This window comes from Pseudonocardia sp. ICBG601, from assembly GCF_020496245.1.
In genome coordinates, this window is record NZ_JAHLJA010000026.1 from 55,231 (window position 1) to 71,835 (window position 16,605).

Genomic DNA, 16,605 nt, shown 5'->3' on the forward strand with positions numbered 1-16,605 from the left:
CGCGCGTACCGCGGATCACCGCGCGGGCGTCGGCACGTGAGGGAGCCGACGCGCCCGGGACAGGGGGACGCGCCGAGCCCTGGCTCCGGGGTGTTGTGCGCCGGACCGCCGCACCCGTCCGCGGGCCCGGCGCCGATCGGGCCGGTCGCACGATCAGCACGAGTGAGGGTTCCGGTGCCACGGACGGCACCGGAACCCTCACTCGCGGCGATCATGGTCGGAGCCGGCCCTGCCGGCGGCGACGCTCAGCCCGTTGCCGCGGCCAGCTCCCGGAACGACGCCATCATCACCGCGGTCAGGTTGTAGACCACCAGCTGCGCCCCACCGTCGAACGACGCCGCGGCCGCGTCCGCCGAACCCGCGAGGTCGGCCCGCGCGGCGCCGCGGAGCGCCGGGTCGGCGCGCACCGCCTCCAGCAGCTCCGCAACGGGCGGGTCGGTGTCGGTGCGGGACGCGCCCAGGTCCGCGACGCCGACGAGCCAGCCGTCGATCCCGTCCACCCCGACGATCTCCCCGGCCCGGGCGAGGGCGCCGGGTGACTCGAGCATCGCCACGACCAGGACGTCCTGCGCCGCCGCCCGGTGCTGCGCCGCGGTGACCTCGCCGAACCGGCCCGACCGCGGGTACGTCGCGAACCCGCGGGTCCCGTGCGGTGGGTACCGCAGCGCCCGCACCAGCGCCGCGGCCCCCTCCGCGTCCTCCACGTGCGGGGCGACGATCCCGCGGGCGCCCTGGTCGAGCGCGCGCTGGGCCAGGTGGTGCTCGCCCTCCCCGGGCCGGACCAGCACCGGGAGCCCGTGCGCGTCGGCGAACGCGATGTGGGTGCGCAGCGACGACACGTCGGCCGGGCCGTGCTCGCAGTCGATCAGGACGAAGTCCAGACCGGCGACGGCGAGCATCTCCACGATCTCCTCGCACGGCATCCGCACCAGGGCCCCGGCGAGCCGCTCCCCGGCGGCGACCCGCGCCCTCACGCGATCATCCCGGCCGACAGGTCGACGTCGGCGCCCGACAGCCCCGGCATGGCGAGCATCGCGACGACGGCCGCGCCCACCTCGTCGGCGGTGATCATGCGGCCGAGCGCGGCCCGCCCGACGAACGCCGCGCGCGCCGCGGCGACGTCGGTGCCGGTCCGCCGCGCCTCGAGGGCGAAGTTCCGGTCCATCCGGTCACCCTCGACCGGGCCGGGCGACAGGGCGTTGACCCGGACCCCGGCCGGGCCGGCCTCGAACGCGAGCGTCGAGGTCAGCCCCAGCACCGCGGTCTTCGACGCGCAGTACGGCGTGCGCCGGGCGAGCGGCCGCTTCCCCGACACCGAGGCCACGTTGACCACGTCGCCGTCGCCGCGCTCCAGCATCGGCGGCAGGAACGCCCGGCACACCAGGTAGGTGCCGCGCACGTTGACCGCGAACACCTCGTCCCACTCCTGCGGGCTCACCTCGACCAGCGGGGCGACCGGACCGGCGATCCCGGCGTTGTTGACGACGATCGAGACCTCCTCGTCGGTGAGCCGGTCCGCCAGGTCCGCGACGGAGTCCGGGTCGGCGACGTCGCACGTCTCGGCCCGGGCGGCGGGCCCGATCCGGGCCGCGGTCGCGGCGAGGGCGTCGGCGCGCCGTCCGGCGAGCACGACCCGGGCGCCGGCGCGGGCCAGGTGCGACGCGATCGCCGCACCCAGCCCGCTGCCGCCGCCGGTCACCAGCGCGGTGCGCCCCGTGACCGCCGCGTTCACGACCCCGCCACCGTGCTCCCGGCCGGGGCGACCGCGTCCAGCCAGCCGAACCGGTCGCCGCCGTGCCGCCAGGCCCGCAGGTCCCCGGAGCGGGCGTGCCCCTCGAACAGCTCCACCCGCGCCGCCCGCCCGCACACCGGCCCAGCTCCGCGCTCGCCGCGGGGTCGCGCACCTCCTGGTAGGTGCAGGTCTTGAGGTACTTCCCGACCCACAGCCCGCCGGTGTAGCGGGCCGCGCCCAGGGTGGGCAGCACGTGGTTGGTGCCGATCACCTTGTCGCCGTAGGAGACGCAGGTGTTCTCCCCAGGAACAGCGCCCCGTAGTTGCGCATCCGGTCCAGGGCCTCGCGCGGACGGGCGGTGAACACCTGGACGTGCTCGGCGGCGAGGTCGTCGGCGACGCGCCACATCTCGTCGGCGTCGTCGCAGACCACGATCCGGCCGTGGTCGCGCCACGCGGGCCCGGCCAGGTCGTTCGTGGGCAGCCCCGGCAGCAGCCGGTCGACCAGGTCGAGCACCGCCCGTCCCAGTGCGGCGGAGGTGGTGACGAGCACGGCGGGGGAGTCCGGGCCGTGCTCGGCCTGCGACAGCAGGTCGACGGCGACGGTGAGCGGGTCGGCGGTGTCGTCGGCGACGACCAGGATCTCGGTGGGCCCGGCGAACAGGTCGATGCCGACCTCGCCGAACAGCTGCCGCTTGGCCTCGGCGACGTAGGCGTTGCCCGGTCCGGCCAGCATGTCGACCGGGGAGACCGAGTCGGTGCCCAGCGCCATCGCCGCGACCGCCTGGACCCCGCCCAGGACGTGGATCTCGTCCGCGCCGGCCAGGTGCATCGCCGCGACCGTCGCCGCCGGGACCTCGCCGCGGATCGGGGGCGTGCAGGCGACCACGTGCGGCACGCCCGCGGCCTTCGCGGTCACGATCGTCATGTGCGCCGACGCCGTCAGCGGGTACCGCCCGCCCGGCACGTACGCACCCGCCGAGCCGACCGGAACGTGCCGGTGCCCGAGGACCACACCCGGCAGGGTCTCGACCTCGACGTCGTGCAGGGACTCCCGCTGGACCCGCGCGAAGTTGCGGACCTGGTCCTGCACGAACCGGATGTCGTCGACCACCTGCCGCGGCAGCGACGCGACCAGCTCGTCGACCCGCTCGGGGGTCAGGCGCTCCGGGGCGCGGCCGTCGAACCGGTCCGCGTACTCCCGCACCGCCGCGTCGCCGCGCGTACGCACGTCGTCCACGATCGCCCGGACCCGCTCGGCGACGCCCGCGTCGCTGCGGCGCGGGGCCGTCCCCGTCGCACTCTTCAGTTCCTGCGCCATACCGCCCTCTCTTGGTAGCATACGTATGCGCTACGGCTCAGCAGTGAACGGCGGCGACGCGCCGCTGTCAAGGGTGTGTCCGGCGGAGCACTAGGCTCGACGGCCGGTCGGGGGAAGGGCGGACATGGTCACCAGTCGCGACGTGGCGAGGCTCGCCGGGGTCTCGCAGCCGACGGTGTCGCGCGCGCTCACCGACCACCCCCGGGTGTCGGAGGCGACCAAGCGCAAGGTCCGCGAGGCGGCCCTGGCCCTGGGCTACTCGACCAACGCGATCGGGCGGGCGCTGTCGGTGGGTCGCTCGAACCGGATCGGGCTGGTCGTCGCCGACCTGGAGAACCAGTTCTACGCGAACATGATCGGCCCGCTGCACCACGAGCTGGAGGGGCTCGGCCACGAGCTCGTGCTGATCACCGAGTCGGCCGGGACCGCCCCGCTGCCCGAGCGGGTCGCCGCGCACGGCCTGGCCGGGGTGGTGCTGTCCACGACGACGGTGGACTCCATCCAGCCCGCCCGGCTGCGCGACCGCGGCGTGCCGTTCGTCTACCTGAACCGGACCGCACCCAGCGTGGCCGCCGACGCGGTGACCGTCGACCCCGAGCAGGGTGTGCGCGAGGTGCTCGACGAGGCCGTCCGGCTGGGTCACACCCGGATCGGGGCGATCTTCGGGCCGCGCAACACCAGCACCGGTGAGGTGCGCGAGCAGGTCGTGCGCACGGTGCTCGACGAGCACGGCCTGACGCTCGCCCAGCGCGACGTGCTGCACGGCCCGTTCGACTTCGCCACCGGCCGGGAGGGGTTCCGCACCCTGTACGAGCGGGCCGGCGGACCGACCCTGCTGCTGTGCGGCAACGACGTCGTCGCGCTCGGGGTGCTCGACGCCGCCGCCGAGGCCGGCGTCCCGGTGCCCGGTCACACCTCGGTGGTCGGCTTCGACGATCTGCCGACCTCGCGCTGGGTCATGGTCCGTCTCAGCGCCGTCGCCTACGACCTCGACGAGGTCGCCCGGGAGTCCGCCCGCCTGGTCGTCGCGCGGCTGACCGACCCCACGGCCGAGCCGCGGCACGTCGTGTACCCGACGCACTACGTCGCCCGCGCGACCGTGGCCGCTCCCCGGGTGTAGCCGGTCCGGTCGCCGGAAATCCCCGCGCGGCACTTGCCCGGCAGATGTGCATACGCATACAGTCGTGGCACGGATCCCGACGAGGAAGGACGACCATGGCGCTCGACCCGGTCGCGTATGAGCCCTACAACGACCCGGACGACTTCATCCGGGAGGTGACCGACCGGATCTGGGTCCAGCGGGACGTGTCCTACATCGTCGACAACTACGAGCCGGACTCGATCGTCCACGGCGGGCTCGGCACCGTGGTCGGCCGCGACGGGGTGATCGAGGGCAGCCTGATGCGCATCGCGGGCACCCCGCAGCACGTCGGGCAGGCGGAGGACGTGGTGTGGGAGGCCCGCGGCGACGATGCGTTCCTCAGCTCGCACCTGGTCTTCTCCGCCGACGAGATCCTCGTCGACGGCGTCGTGAAGCGGATCCGCAAGCGCACCATCGCCAACTGTCTCTACCGCCGCGGGCGGATGGTGGAGGAGTGGGTGGTGCGCGACGAGCTCGCCGACTGCCTGCAGCGGGGCATCGACCCCGCCGAGGCCGCCCGGGAGCTGCGGTTCCGCGGCTACCAGGGCTCGATGACCGAGCAGCCGCCGAAGGACGTGCTCGCGGTCGGCGACAGCGGCCCGCGGCCGGACGACTTCCGGCCCGAGTGCGAGATGGTGCTGGAGTTCCTCGAGGAGGTCTGGAACTCCCGGCGCTACCAGAAGGTCACCGACTACATGCACCGTGACCTGTTCCTGCACACCGTCGGGGACCAGACCGTCGTGCGCCCGGACGGCTACCAGCGCGACCTGCTCGCGCTCGTCGCGCCGTTCCCGGACGCCCGGTTCGAGGTCCGCGACGTCCAGACCAACCACGCCGAGCGCTACGCGGGCCTGCGGATCGCGGTGACCTGGGTGATGCGCGGGACCTACCGCGGGACGCCGGTGTTCGGTCCGCTCACCGGCGGCGAGGTGGAGCTGCTCGGCGTCTCGCAGTTCCTGGTCCAGGGCGGCCGCATCGTCAAGGAGGTCCGGGTCTTCGACGAGATCGCGCTGCGTGCGCAGATCGACGCCGGCCGGACCGAGGCGTTCACCGACACCAACATCTACTGACCGGAGCACCGACATGCACGACACGGTGGTCAGCGCGGGCGAGCTCGCCCGCCGCACCGTCCGGCACGCGGACTGGGTCCCGTGCAAGGCCGCGTTCATCGACTGCCGCACCCCGGGCTCGGACCGCAAGGACAACTACTCCTTCATCGGCCCCGGGGTCACGCAGAACGCGTCCCAGCACGTCAACCTGCGCGAGCCGCACGGCTTCAACCTCGGTGCGGCGGGCATGCCGCACGGCACCACGAACAGCCTGCACCTGCACTTCACCGCCGAGGTCTTCATCAACTTCGACGGCGACTACGAGCTGCGCTGGGGCCCGGACGGCACCCAGGGCACCTACCGCAGCGTCGACGGCGACGTCGTCTCGGTCCCGCCGTGGATCTTCCGCGGCTTCACCAACGTCGGCGACGACGACGGCATCCTGCTCACCGTCCTGGGCCGCGACGACACCGGCGGCATCATCTGGGGCCCCACGGTCCTGGCCGAGGCAGCCGGTCACGGCCTGCACCTCACCGCGGACAACCGGCTCGTCGACACCGTCGCCGGGGACGCGCTGCCCGACGACGTCGCGCTGATCCGGCCGATGGAGCAGGCCGAGATCGACCGGCTCGACGTCTACACCCGCGAGCAGTTCCGTGGCCGCGTGGTGCACGCCGCCGACCGGCCGTGGGTCGCCGAGCCCTACCTGTGCTCGCGGCTGCCCGGCGGCGGCGCCGAGCTCGCCCCGGTCATCGGCTGGGGCAGTGTGGAGAGCCGGGCCGCCGTACCGCGGCTGCTCGACCCGCACGGGTTCGCGCTGGCGTGGCTGCGGGCCCTGCCCGGCGACGGCGTGCTCACCCACCGGCACGACGCGACCCAGGTGCTGACGGTGAAGGCCGGGCACTGGGCGGTCACCCTCAACACCGGCGCCGACGCGCGCACCGTCGAGCTCGGCCCGCGGGACACCCTGTCGGTGCCGCCCGGCGCCTGGCGCTCGGTGACGGCGCTCGACGCCGAGGGCGGCCGGACCGCCACCCCCGGCACCGCGGAGCTGCTGGTGGTCACCGGCGGCGACGGCCGGGTCCGGCACGAGTGGGCGCGCGAGGTCGTGGCCGGTGCCCGTGACCGGGGCCGGGTACTCGACGCCGACGGCTACCTCGCACCGGCCGCGGTGCTGGCGTTCGCGGCCGAGGACGACTGAGGCGGCCGGGATGTCGGCGACGGACCCCACGGAGGCGGGGCCGGCGGCGGGCCCGCCCGCATCGGCGGCGGGGCCCGTGGCCCCCGCACCGGTGGCGCCCACCGACGGCCGGGTGACGGTGGCGGCGTGCCGGATCCCGGCGCGGATCGACGCCCCGGACCCGGCGATCGCCGAGCGCGCGGTGCGCGCGGCGGTCGCCGGCGGCGCCCGGCTGGTCGTCCTGCCCGAGCTCGCCGTCTGCGGGTACGCCTTCGCCGACGCCGCCGAGGCGCGGGCCGCCGCCGAACCGGCCGACGGGCCCACCGTCGCCCGGTTCGCGGCCCTGTCGGCGGAGCTGCGCTGCGTCGTCGTGGCCGGGTTCGCCGAGCTCGGCGCCGACGGCCGGGTCTACAACAGCGCCGTCGTCGTCGAGGACGGGCTGCGGCGCGCGGTCTACCGCAAGGTCCACCTGTGGGACCGCGAGCACACGCTGTTCACCCCCGGTGACGCCGCACCCCCGGTGGTCGCGACCGCGGCCGGCCGGATCGCCCCGATGGTCTGCTACGACCTGGAGTTCCCCGAGTGGGTGCGCCGGGCCGCGCAGGACGGCGCCGAGATCGTCGCCGCGCCGGTGAACTGGCCGTGGCGCCCGACCCCCGACGGGCAGGACCCGCTGGAGGTCGCCAAGGTCCGCGCCGTCGCCGGGGCGTACCGGGTGCACGTGGTCGCCGCGGACCGCTGCGGCACCGAGCGCGGGGTCGCCTGGTTCGAGGCGCCGGTGATCGCCGACGCCGACGGGAACCTGCTCGCCGGTCCCGGCGGCCCGCCGCCGGGGGAGCCCGGCGTGCTGCTCGCCGCCGTCGACCCGGCCGCCGCCCGCGACAAGCACCTCACCCCGCACAACCACGTCCTGCGCGACCGCAGACCCGACCTGTACCGCGAGCCCGACCCCCCACCGGAAGGACCACCACCATGGCCGGCGTGACCTACGACGCGGTGACACGGCGCTACCCGGGCTCGCCCCGGGCCGCCGTCGACGCCCTCGACCTCGAGATCGCCGACGGCGAGTTCCTCGTCCTGGTCGGGCCCTCGGGCTGCGGCAAGACCACCTCGCTGCGGATGCTCGCCGGGCTGGAGGACGTCGACGGCGGCCACATCCGGCTCGGCGATCGCGATGTCACCGGCGTCGCGCCCAAGGAACGCGACATCGCCATGGTGTTCCAGAACTACGCCCTCTACCCGCACATGTCGGTCGCCGAGAACATGGGCTTCGCGCTGCGGATGGCGGGCACCGCCAGGGCCGAGATCGCCCACCGGGTCGCCGAGGCCGCCCGCATCCTCGACCTGGAGGCCTACCTGGACCGCAAGCCCAAGGCGCTCTCGGGCGGGCAGCGTCAGCGCGTCGCGATGGGCCGCGCGATCGTCCGCCAGCCGCAGGTGTTCCTGATGGACGAGCCGCTGTCCAACCTCGACGCGAAGCTGCGCGTGCAGACCCGCACCCAGATCGCGTCGCTGCAGCGACGGCTGGGGGTCACCACCGTCTACGTCACCCACGACCAGGTCGAGGCGATGACGATGGGCGACCGGGTGGCCGTGCTCAAGGACGGTCTGCTGCAGCAGTGCGCCGCCCCCGGCGAGCTGTACGCCCGGCCGGCCAACGCGTTCGTCGCCGGGTTCATCGGCTCGCCGGCGATGAACCTGCTGAGCCTGCCGGTGACCCCCGACGGGGTCCGGCTGGGCGGCGTCGACGTCGCGGTGCCGCGCGGGGCGGGGGACACGGTCACCGTGGGCGTCCGCCCGGAGGACCTGCGCGTGGCCGAGGACGGGATCCCGCTGGAGATCGACCTCGTGGAGGAGCTCGGCGCGGACGCCTACGTCTACGGCCGCGCCCGCGTCGACGGCGTCGAGCACCCGATGGTCGCCCGGGTGGACGGCCGCCGCCCTCCGGCGCGGGGCACCGGGGTGCACCTCGCGCCGGACCCGGCGCGCACCCACCTGTTCGCCGCGGACGGCGCCCGTCTCGGCTGACCGTGCGGGTGGGCCCGCCGGCCGCCGCTCAGTCCCGGCCCGCGGCGGCGCCCACCCGCGCGTCCCACCCGGCCCGCACGTCGGCCTCGACCGGGCGGGTCGCGAGCGACACCACGACGAAGGCGACCAGGCCCGTCCCGAGCCCGGCGAACACCGGCTCGTTGGCGTAGAGGTCGCCCAGCGCGAGCATCGTCGCGAGGGTGACCACCGTCCCGGTGCCCATCGCGGCGAGCGCCCCGGCCCGGGTGGCGCGCCGCCACAGCAGCCCGCCCAGCACCGGCACGAGCAGCCCGCCGACCAGGATCCCGTAGGCCAGGGTGAGGGCGGCGACGACGTCGCGCAGCAGGCAGGCGATCCCGACCATGACGACGCCGAACGCGGCCACCGCCCAGCGGTTCCCGGACAGCTCGTCGTGCGCCGGGTCCTCGGTCCCCGTGGCCCCCGCGGCCGCGCCCCGCCGGCGGCGCAGCGCGCCGAGCAGGTCCTGGTCGAACACCGTCGCCGTCGCCAGCAGCGCGCCGCTGGAGGTCGACATGACCGCCGAGAGCGCGGCGGCGAGCACCAGCCCCGCCAGCACCGGCGGCATCGCGGCCTCGACGATCGCGGCGAACGCGTCGTCGCGCGAGTCCAGGCCGGGCACGACGACCTGCGCGGCGGTGCCGATCAGCGCGCCGACCACGCCGTAGGCCAGGCAGTACAGCCCGGCGCCGAACCCGGCCCAGCGCGCCACCCCGGGGGAGCGGGCGGTGAACACCCGCTGCCAGATGTCCTGGCCGATCAGCAGCCCGAAGCCGTAGGTCACGAAGTAGGTGAGGATCGTGCCGCCGCCGATCGAGGTGAGCGACAGCGCGTCGGCCGGGACCGCGGCGACCAGCCCGTCCCAGCCGCCCGCCCGCCACAGCGCGACCGGCAGCAGCACCAGGAAGATCCCGACGGTCTTGATCAGGAACTGGACGAAGTCGGTGAGCGTCACCGACCACATGCCGCCCAGCGTGGAGTACACGACGACCACCGCACCGCCGATCAGGATCGACGGCACCCGCGGCAGGTCCAGCAGCACCCCGAAGATGGTCGCGTAGGCGATCGTCGAGGTGACGGCCAGCATCAGCGTGTAGGCCCACATGACGATCCCGGACGGGGCGCCGAGCCCGGTGCCGTAGCGCAGCTCCAGCATCTGCCCGACGGTGAACACCCCGAGCCGCTGGATCCGCCCGGAGAACGCCAGCGACAGCACCAGGATCCCGCAGCCGATCGCGACGACCAGCCACATCCCGGACAGCCCGTACTGGTAGCCGAGCCCGACTCCGCCGATCGTGGAGGCGCCGCCGAGGACGACCGCGGCCATCGTCCCGGAGTAGAGCCACGGCCCGAGCCGGCGCCCGGCCACGAGGAAGTCGGTGCGGTCGGTGGTGCGGCGGCGCCCCCAGAACCCGAAGGCGATCATGGCGGCGAGGTAGAGCACGACGACGGCGACGTCCATGGCGGATCAGCCCTTCCGGTTGGCGGCGAGCACGGACACCAGCTCGTAGGCGACGTGGGCGGCGGCGATCCCGGTGATCTCCGCGTGGTCGTAGGCGGGGGAGACCTCGACGACGTCGGCGCCGACGACGTCGACCCCCACCAGCCCGCGCAGGCAGTGCAGCAGCTCACGGCTGGTCAGCCCGCCGGCCTCCGGGGTGCCGGTGCCGGGGGCGTGCGCGGGGTCGAGCACGTCGATGTCGACCGACACGTACACCGGCCCGGTGCCCAGCCGGCGCCGCATCCGCTCGACGACGGCGGGCACCCCGTCGGTCTGGAAGTCGTCGGTGCCGATCACCTGGAAGCCGAGGACCTCGTCGTCGGCGAGGTCCTGCTCGCTGTAGAGCGGGCCGCGGATGCCGACGTGCACGCAGCGCCGCGGGTCGAGCAACCCCTCCTGCGCGGCGTTGCGGAACGGGGTGCCGTGGGTGATGTCGGCGCCGAAGTAGGTGTCCCAGGTGTCGAGGTGGGCGTCGAAGTGCACGACGCCGACCGGCCCGTGGGTGCGGGCCACCGACCGCAGCAGCGGCAGCGCCACGGTGTGGTCCCCGCCGAGCGCGAGCAGCGTGGTGCCACCGGCGCGCAGCCGGTCCGCGGCCTGTTCGACGGTGGCGATCGCCTCGTCGATCGAGAACGGGTTGATGCCGAGGTCACCGGCGTCGGCCACCTGCTGGGCGGCGAACGGGGAGACGCCCAGCGGCGGGTGGTAGGGCCGCAGCAGCTTCGACGCCGCCCGCACGTGCGCCGGGCCGAACCGGGCGCCGGGCCGGTAGGACACCCCGGCGTCGAACGGGAGCCCCAGCACCGCGACGTCGGCATGCTCCACCTCGTCGAGTCGGGGGAGCCGGGCGAACGTGGTGGGTCCGGCGAAACGGGGGACGACGCTGGCGTCGACCGGGCCGACGGTCACGGTGGGCCTCCTCGGGGCGGCGGTCTCGGGTGCGCCCACGGTCGGGCACCGGGCGCGCGGGGGGAAGTGACGAAACGTCGAAGTCCGCGCGATGATCCTCGACGTGGTGTCCATCCCGTCGTCCGGTGTCACGCTCGCGACCCTGCTCGCCGACCCCGCGCTGCGGCTCGGGCGCGCCGCCGTCGACGACGCCGACCTCGACGTCGTGGTCGCGGCGGCCGCGGTGTCGGAGCTGACCGAGCCCGGCTCGTGGCTGGAGGGCGGGGAGCTGGTGCTCACCGTGGGGTTCCTGCTGCCGTCGGACCTCGAGGGGCTCACCGCCTACGCCCGGCACCTGCGCGCGCACGGCGTCGTCGCGCTCGGGCTCGGGCTGGGTGCGGACCTGCCGCACCGCCGGGTCCCGGCCGAGCTGGTCACCGCCGCCCGCCGGGCCGGGCTGCCGCTGCTGGAGGTCCCGGACGGGGTGCCGTTCGTCGCGGTGACCCGGGCCGTGTTCGCCCACCGCGACGCCGCCGAGCGGGCCCGGCTGCAGTGGGCGCTGCGCACCCAGCGGGCGCTCACCGCGGCCGCCGTCGTCCCGGGTGGACCGGCGGCGGTGCTCGCGGTGCACGCGCAGGCCACCGGGCGCACCGCGGTGGTCGTCGACCTGCTCGGACGGGTGCTGGCCGCCGCCCCGCCGGACGGCGCCGACGCCCTCGCCGCCGGCCTGGCGGGCACCGTCGCCGCCGTGCGTGCCCAGGGGCTGCTGGGTGCGGCGGTCGAGACCGGCGGCGGGCGCCGCCGCGAGGTGCACCCGCTGGGCTCGCACCGGATCCGGGCGCTGCTGCTGGTGGACGGGCCCGTCGCGGGACCGCACTCCAACCAGGTCACCGGGGACCTGGTGTCGCTGCTGTCGCTGGACCTGGAACGCCGTGCCGGTCTCGACGCCGCGGTGCGCCGTGGCCGGGCCCGGTTGCTCGCGTTCCTGGAACGCGGGGTGGTCGACGACGCCGTCGCCGGACGCAGGCTGGCCGCCGCCGGTCTGTCCGAACAGCCGCTGCGGGCCGCGGTCGTCGCCGCGCCGCGCCCGGACGAGCTGGCCGCCGACCTCGCCGCCGTGCTGCCCGACGCCCTGGTCCGGGTGGTGCGCGACGGCCCGGGGACCGAGCCCGCCGACCCCGCGGGCCGGGTCGAGCTGGCCGTGCCCGCGCCGGTCGACCTGGACACCGTGCTCACCACCCTGGCCGCGGGCCGCCCGGCCGGGATCGGGATCGCGGTGCGCCCCGGCGCGCTGGCGGTGTCGCTGCGCCAGGCCCGCTCGGCACTGCCGGTGGCCCGGCTGACCGGACGGACCGCGCACGCCGAGGACGTGGCGTCGAGCCGGATGCTGCTCGCGCTGCTCGACCACGACCGCCTCGGCGGGTTCGCCGACGCCGTCCTCGGCCCGTTCGACGCCGACCCGCGCGGCGCGCAGCTGCTGCGCGCGGTGGCCGCGTTCGTCGAGCGCAACGGCCACTGGGAGGCCACCGCCGCCGCACTGGGCGTGCACCGGCACACCGTGCGGAACCGGATCGCCGCGGCCGAGCGGCTCAGCGGTCGCCGGTTGTCCTCGGCCCAGGACCGCCACGAGCTGTGGCTGGCGCTGCAGGCCCGCGACCTCGGCCGGGCCGGTGACGACACCCCGCCCGCGGGCGGGGCGGGCGCCGATCGGTTCTGACGGCGGGGTGCCCCCGTTCCGCTCCGCCCCCGGACCGACCCGCCCGCCACGCCGCCGCACGTGCGGATCACCACCCCGGTCCGGCGCACCTTGACGGGACCCCGGGCCGCCACCGAAGGTGACTCACGACAACCGAAGACGGCGAGCGGGATCCAGGAAGCCGGTGCGAGTCCGGCGCGGTCCCGCCACTGTGACCCCCGGCCACGGCCGGGGGGAGCCAGACACTGCGCCCGTTCGCCGCGCCACCCCACCCGGGACGAGGATCCCGAGGAAGGTCCGTCGATGACGCGCGCCCATGCTGTGCCCGGAGCCCTCCGGTGATCCTCCTGCTGTCCACCTCGGACACCGACCTGCTCTCGGCCCGGTCCTCGGGCGCGGACTACCGCCTCGCCAACCCGAACCGGGTCACCCACGACGAGCTGGCCGAGATGGCCGACGCCGCCGACGTCGTCGTCGTCCGCGTCCTCGGCGGGTACCGCTACTTCGAGGAGGGCCTGGACCTGCTGCGGGCCCGCGCGACGCCGCTGGTCTGCCTGGGCGGGGAGATGGCCCCGGACGCGGAGATGATGGAGCTGTCCTCGGTGCCCGCGGGCGTCGCGGCCCAGGCGCACACCTACCTGGCACAGGGCGGCACCGAGAACCTGGCGCAGCTGCACGCGTTCCTGTCCGACACCGTGCTGCTCACCGGTGAGGGCTTCGCGCCGCCGGTGGAGCTGCCCGAGTGGGGTGAGCTGTCCGTCCCGGCCACCGACGTCGACGGGCCGACGGTCGCGGTGCTGTTCTACCGCGCCCAGTTCCTCGCCGGGAACACCCGCTACATCGAGGCCCTCTGCGAGCAGATCGCCGCGAAGGGCGCCCGCGCGCTGCCGATCTGGTGCGCGTCGCTGCGCCAGGCCCCGGCCGCGCTGCTCGAGCGGCTGCGCGAGGCCGACGCCATGGTCGTCACCGTGCTCGCCGCGGGCGGTACCAAGCCCGCCGGCGCCCAGGCCGGTGGCGAGGACGAGGAGTGGGACGTCACCGAGCTGGCTGCGCTCGACGTCCCGATCCTGCAGGGCCTGTGCCTGACCAGCTCCCGGGCCACCTGGGAGGCCAACGACGACGGGATGTCCCCGCTCGACGTCGCCACCCAGGTCGCGGTGCCGGAGTTCGACGGCCGGCTGATCACCGTCCCGTTCTCGTTCAAGGAGACCGACGCCGACGGCCTCTCGGTCTACGTCCCCGACGACGAGCGGGCCGCCCGGGTCGCCGGGATCGCCGTGAAGCACGCGACGCTGCGCCGGGTCCCGAACGCGGACAAGAAGATCGTGCTGATGCTGTCGGCGTACCCGACCAAGCACGCGCGGATCGGCAACGCGGTCGGGCTGGACACCCCGGCGTCGACGGTGGCGTTGCTGCGCACGATGGCCGCGGCGGGCTACGCGGTGGCGACCGAGGGCGAGGCGGCGTTCCCGGGCGTCGAGGCCGGCGACGGCGACGCGCTCATGCACGCCCTGATCGAGGCCGGCGGGCAGGACCCGGACTGGCTCACCGAGGACAAGCTGGCCGGCAACCCGGTCCGCATCTCCGCCGCGACCTATCGCAGCTGGTTCGACACGCTGCCCGAGGACTTCCGCGACGGGGTCGTCGAGCACTGGGGCGAGGCGCCGGGCGAGCACTACGTCGACCGCTCGCAGAACCCGGACGGCGACATCGTCGTCGCGGCGCTGCGCCGCGGGAACGTCGTGCTGATCGTGCAGCCGCCGCGCGGTTTCGGGGAGAACCCGGTCGCGATCTACCACGACCCGGACCTGCCGCCGTCGCACCACTACCTGGGCGCCTACCGCTGGCTGGCCGCGCCGGAGTCCGAGGGCGGGTTCGGTGCGCACGCGATCGTGCACATCGGCAAGCACGGCAACCTGGAGTGGCTGCCCGGCAAGACACTGGGGATGTCGGCCTCCTGCGGCACCGACGCCGTCCTCGGCGACCTGCCGCTGGTCTACCCCTTCCTGGTGAACGACCCCGGCGAGGGCACGCAGGCCAAGCGCCGTGCGCACGCCACCCTGGTCGACCACCTCATCCCGCCGATGGCGCGCGCCGAGTCCTACGGCGACATCGCCCGCCTGGAGCAGCTACTCGACGAGCACGCCAACATCTCCGCGCTGGACCCGGCGAAGCTGCCCGCGATCCGCCAGCAGATCTGGACGCTGATGACCGCGGCGCAGATGCACCAGGACCTCGGGCTGGAGCAGCGTCCCGACGAGGACGTCTTCGACGACATGCTCATGCACGTCGACGGCTGGCTGTGCGAGATCAAGGACGTCCAGATCCGCGACGGCCTGCACGTGCTCGCCCAGGCCCCGGCCGGGGAGCAGCGCGTCGATCTGGTGCTGGCGGTGCTCCGCGCCCGGCAGATGTGGGGCGGCGAGCAGTCGGTCCCCGGTCTGCGCCAGGCCCTCGGGCTGGTCGAGGACGGCTCGGAGACCAACGCCCGCACCGACGCCGTCGAGCAGGTGGCCCGCGCGCTGGTCGCGGCGATGGAGTCCCGCGGCTGGGACCCGGCCGCCGTCGACGCCGTCGTCGACGAGCACCTGACCCCCGGCCCGGCCGGCTCCGAGGTGCTCCCCGCCCTGGACGCCGACGGGGTGCGTGCGGTGCTGCGGTTCGCCGCCGACGAGGTCGTGCCGCGGCTCGACGCCACCGCGCACGAGCTCGACCGGGTGCTGCACGCCCTCGACGGCGGCTTCATCCCGGCCGGCCCGTCCGGCTCCCCGCTGCGCGGGCTGGTCAACGTGCTCCCGACCGGGCGGAACTTCTACTCGGTCGACCCGAAGGCCGTCCCGTCGAAGCTGGCCTGGGAGACCGGGCAGGCGATGGCCGAGTCGCTGGTCGAGCGCTACCGGGCCGACCACGGCGAGTACCCGCGCAGCGTCGGCCTGTCGGTGTGGGGGACCAGTGCGATGCGGACCTCCGGCGACGACGTCGCCGAGGTGTTCGCCCTGCTCGGCGTCCGCCCGGTGTGGGACGACGCGAGCCGCCGCGTGCGCAGCCTGGAGGTGATCGACCTCGACGAGCTCGGCCGCCCGCGCGTCGACGTCACGGTCCGCATCTCCGGGTTCTTCCGCGACGCGTTCCCGCACGTGCTGGCCCTGCTCGACGACGCGGTGAAGCTGGTCGCCGAGCTGGACGAGACCCCGGAGCAGAACTACGTCCGCGCCCACGTCGAGGCCGACCGCGAGCGCACCGGCGACGACCGCCGCGCCCGCACCCGGATCTTCGGCTCCAAGCCGGGCACCTACGGCGCCGGGCTGCTCCAGCTCGTCGACTCCCGCGACTGGCGCGGCGACGCCGACCTCGCCGAGGTCTACTCCACCTGGGGCGGCTACGCCTACGGCCGCGGCCTCGACGGCGTCCCGGCCCGGGACGACATGGAGAACGCCTACCGGCGGATCGCGGTGGCGGCCAAGAACATCGACACCCGCGAGCACGACATCGCCGACTCCGACGACTACTACCAGTACCACGGCGGCATGGTCGCCACGGTGCGCGCGCTGACCGGCACCGCGCCGGCCGCCTACGTCGGGGACTCGACCCGCCCGGAGGCGGTGCGCACCCGCAGCCTGCACGAGGAGACCGCCCGGGTCTTCCGTGCCCGCGTGGTGAACCCGCGCTGGATCGCCGCGATGCGCCGGCACGGCTACAAGGGCGCGTTCGAGATGGCCGCGACCGTCGACTACCTGTTCGGCTGGGACGCCACCACCGGCGTCATCGCGGACTGGCAGTACGAGACGCTGACCGCCGAGTACGTGCTGGACCCGGACAACCGCAAGTTCCTGTCCGAGTCCAACCCGTGGGCGCTGCACGGCATGGCCGAACGACTGCTGGAGGCCGTCGACCGCGGGCTCTGGGAGAGCCCGGAGCAGGCGACGCTGGACGCGCTGCGCCAGGCCTACCTGGAGTCCGAGGGCGACATCGAGGGGGACTGATCCCGTCGTGCCCCGGCCCGGGCCACGCCCTCTCGCCGAGCAGGTCGTGGCCCGGGCCGTCGGCGGTGG

General features: G+C 75.2%; 11 protein-coding genes, 1 pseudogene and 1 riboswitch. Of the genes and pseudogenes, 7 read left to right on the forward strand and 5 right to left on the reverse strand.

Annotated elements, in window-relative coordinates; translation table 11 throughout:
- Positions 1–245: 245 nt before the first annotated feature.
- The 3 genes and pseudogenes from KPL57_RS09460 to hisD form a co-directional block, all read right to left on the reverse strand.
- Positions 246–974, reverse strand: a complete 729-nt coding sequence (locus KPL57_RS09460) for an HpcH/HpaI aldolase/citrate lyase family protein (protein ID WP_226351274.1) — start codon at positions 972–974, stop codon at positions 246–248.
- Positions 971–1,732, reverse strand: coding sequence for an SDR family NAD(P)-dependent oxidoreductase (locus KPL57_RS09465; protein ID WP_226351275.1), 762 nt, complete (start codon positions 1,730–1,732; stop codon positions 971–973). Before KPL57_RS09465 ends, KPL57_RS09460 begins: the two co-directional genes overlap by 4 nt.
- A gap of 214 nt (positions 1,733–1,946) precedes the next feature.
- A pseudogene (gene hisD, locus KPL57_RS09470) lies at positions 1,947–3,073 on the reverse strand (histidinol dehydrogenase); the annotation flags it as partial.
- 103 nt (positions 3,074–3,176) lie between these two features.
- On the opposite strand from hisD, the gene KPL57_RS09475 reads away from it, so the two are divergent.
- The 5 genes from KPL57_RS09475 (at position 3,177) to KPL57_RS09495 (ending at position 8,450) form a co-directional block, all read left to right on the forward strand.
- Complete coding sequence (locus KPL57_RS09475) at positions 3,177–4,172, forward strand: LacI family DNA-binding transcriptional regulator (protein WP_226351276.1); 996 nt, start codon at positions 3,177–3,179, stop codon at positions 4,170–4,172.
- Between the two features lie 95 nt (positions 4,173–4,267).
- Positions 4,268–5,263 carry an ester cyclase gene (locus tag KPL57_RS09480; RefSeq protein ID WP_226351277.1) on the forward strand — a complete coding sequence of 332 codons (996 nt, stop codon included), beginning with the start codon at positions 4,268–4,270 and terminating at the stop codon, positions 5,261–5,263.
- A gap of 13 nt (positions 5,264–5,276) precedes the next feature.
- Entirely contained in the window at positions 5,277–6,443 is a 1,167-nt protein-coding gene (locus tag KPL57_RS09485; RefSeq protein ID WP_226351278.1) for a hypothetical protein, read from the forward strand.
- Positions 6,444–6,519: 76 nt separating this feature from the next.
- Positions 6,520–7,407 (forward strand): nitrilase-related carbon-nitrogen hydrolase, encoded by an 888-nt coding sequence (locus KPL57_RS09490; RefSeq protein ID WP_226351279.1) that lies wholly within the window; start codon positions 6,520–6,522, stop codon positions 7,405–7,407.
- A complete protein-coding gene (locus KPL57_RS09495) occupies positions 7,395–8,450 on the forward strand; it encodes an ABC transporter ATP-binding protein (protein ID WP_226351280.1) in 1,056 nt (351 codons plus the stop codon). Before KPL57_RS09490 ends, KPL57_RS09495 begins: the two co-directional genes overlap by 13 nt.
- Positions 8,451–8,478: 28 nt before the next feature.
- Here the strand turns inward: KPL57_RS09495 and KPL57_RS09500 are convergent, their stop codons facing one another.
- Positions 8,479–9,930: a sodium:solute symporter gene (locus KPL57_RS09500; RefSeq protein WP_226351281.1), complete on the reverse strand. Its 1,452-nt coding sequence runs from the start codon at positions 9,928–9,930 to the stop codon at positions 8,479–8,481.
- Between the two features lie 6 nt (positions 9,931–9,936).
- On the reverse strand, positions 9,937–10,878 hold the full coding sequence (gene speB / locus KPL57_RS09505) for an agmatinase (RefSeq protein ID WP_226351282.1): 942 nt from the start codon (positions 10,876–10,878) through the stop codon (positions 9,937–9,939).
- A gap of 91 nt (positions 10,879–10,969) precedes the next feature.
- On the opposite strand from speB, the gene KPL57_RS09510 reads away from it, so the two are divergent.
- Together KPL57_RS09510 and cobN are read left to right on the forward strand one after the other, a co-directional pair.
- Complete coding sequence (locus tag KPL57_RS09510) at positions 10,970–12,574, forward strand: PucR family transcriptional regulator (RefSeq protein WP_226351283.1); 1,605 nt, start codon at positions 10,970–10,972, stop codon at positions 12,572–12,574.
- 153 nt (positions 12,575–12,727) lie between these two features.
- A riboswitch (cobalamin riboswitch) is annotated at positions 12,728–12,801 on the forward strand.
- Positions 12,802–12,891: 90 nt separating this feature from the next.
- Complete coding sequence (cobN, locus tag KPL57_RS09515) at positions 12,892–16,536, forward strand: cobaltochelatase subunit CobN (protein WP_226351284.1); 3,645 nt, start codon at positions 12,892–12,894, stop codon at positions 16,534–16,536.
- Positions 16,537–16,605 lie beyond the last annotated feature (69 nt).

Coding starts and splice junctions, on each gene's coding strand:
- KPL57_RS09500 (WP_226351281.1), bottom strand. CDS start 9,930: ATGGACGTCGCCGTCGTCGTGCTCTACCTCGCCGCCATGATCGCCTTC.
- KPL57_RS09485 (WP_226351278.1), top strand. CDS start 5,277: ATGCACGACACGGTGGTCAGCGCGGGCGAGCTCGCCCGCCGCACCGTC.
- KPL57_RS09510 (WP_226351283.1), top strand. CDS start 10,970: ATGATCCTCGACGTGGTGTCCATCCCGTCGTCCGGTGTCACGCTCGCG.
- KPL57_RS09480 (WP_226351277.1), top strand. CDS start 4,268: ATGGCGCTCGACCCGGTCGCGTATGAGCCCTACAACGACCCGGACGAC.
- KPL57_RS09475 (WP_226351276.1), top strand. CDS start 3,177: ATGGTCACCAGTCGCGACGTGGCGAGGCTCGCCGGGGTCTCGCAGCCG.
- KPL57_RS09495 (WP_226351280.1), top strand. CDS start 7,395: ATGGCCGGCGTGACCTACGACGCGGTGACACGGCGCTACCCGGGCTCG.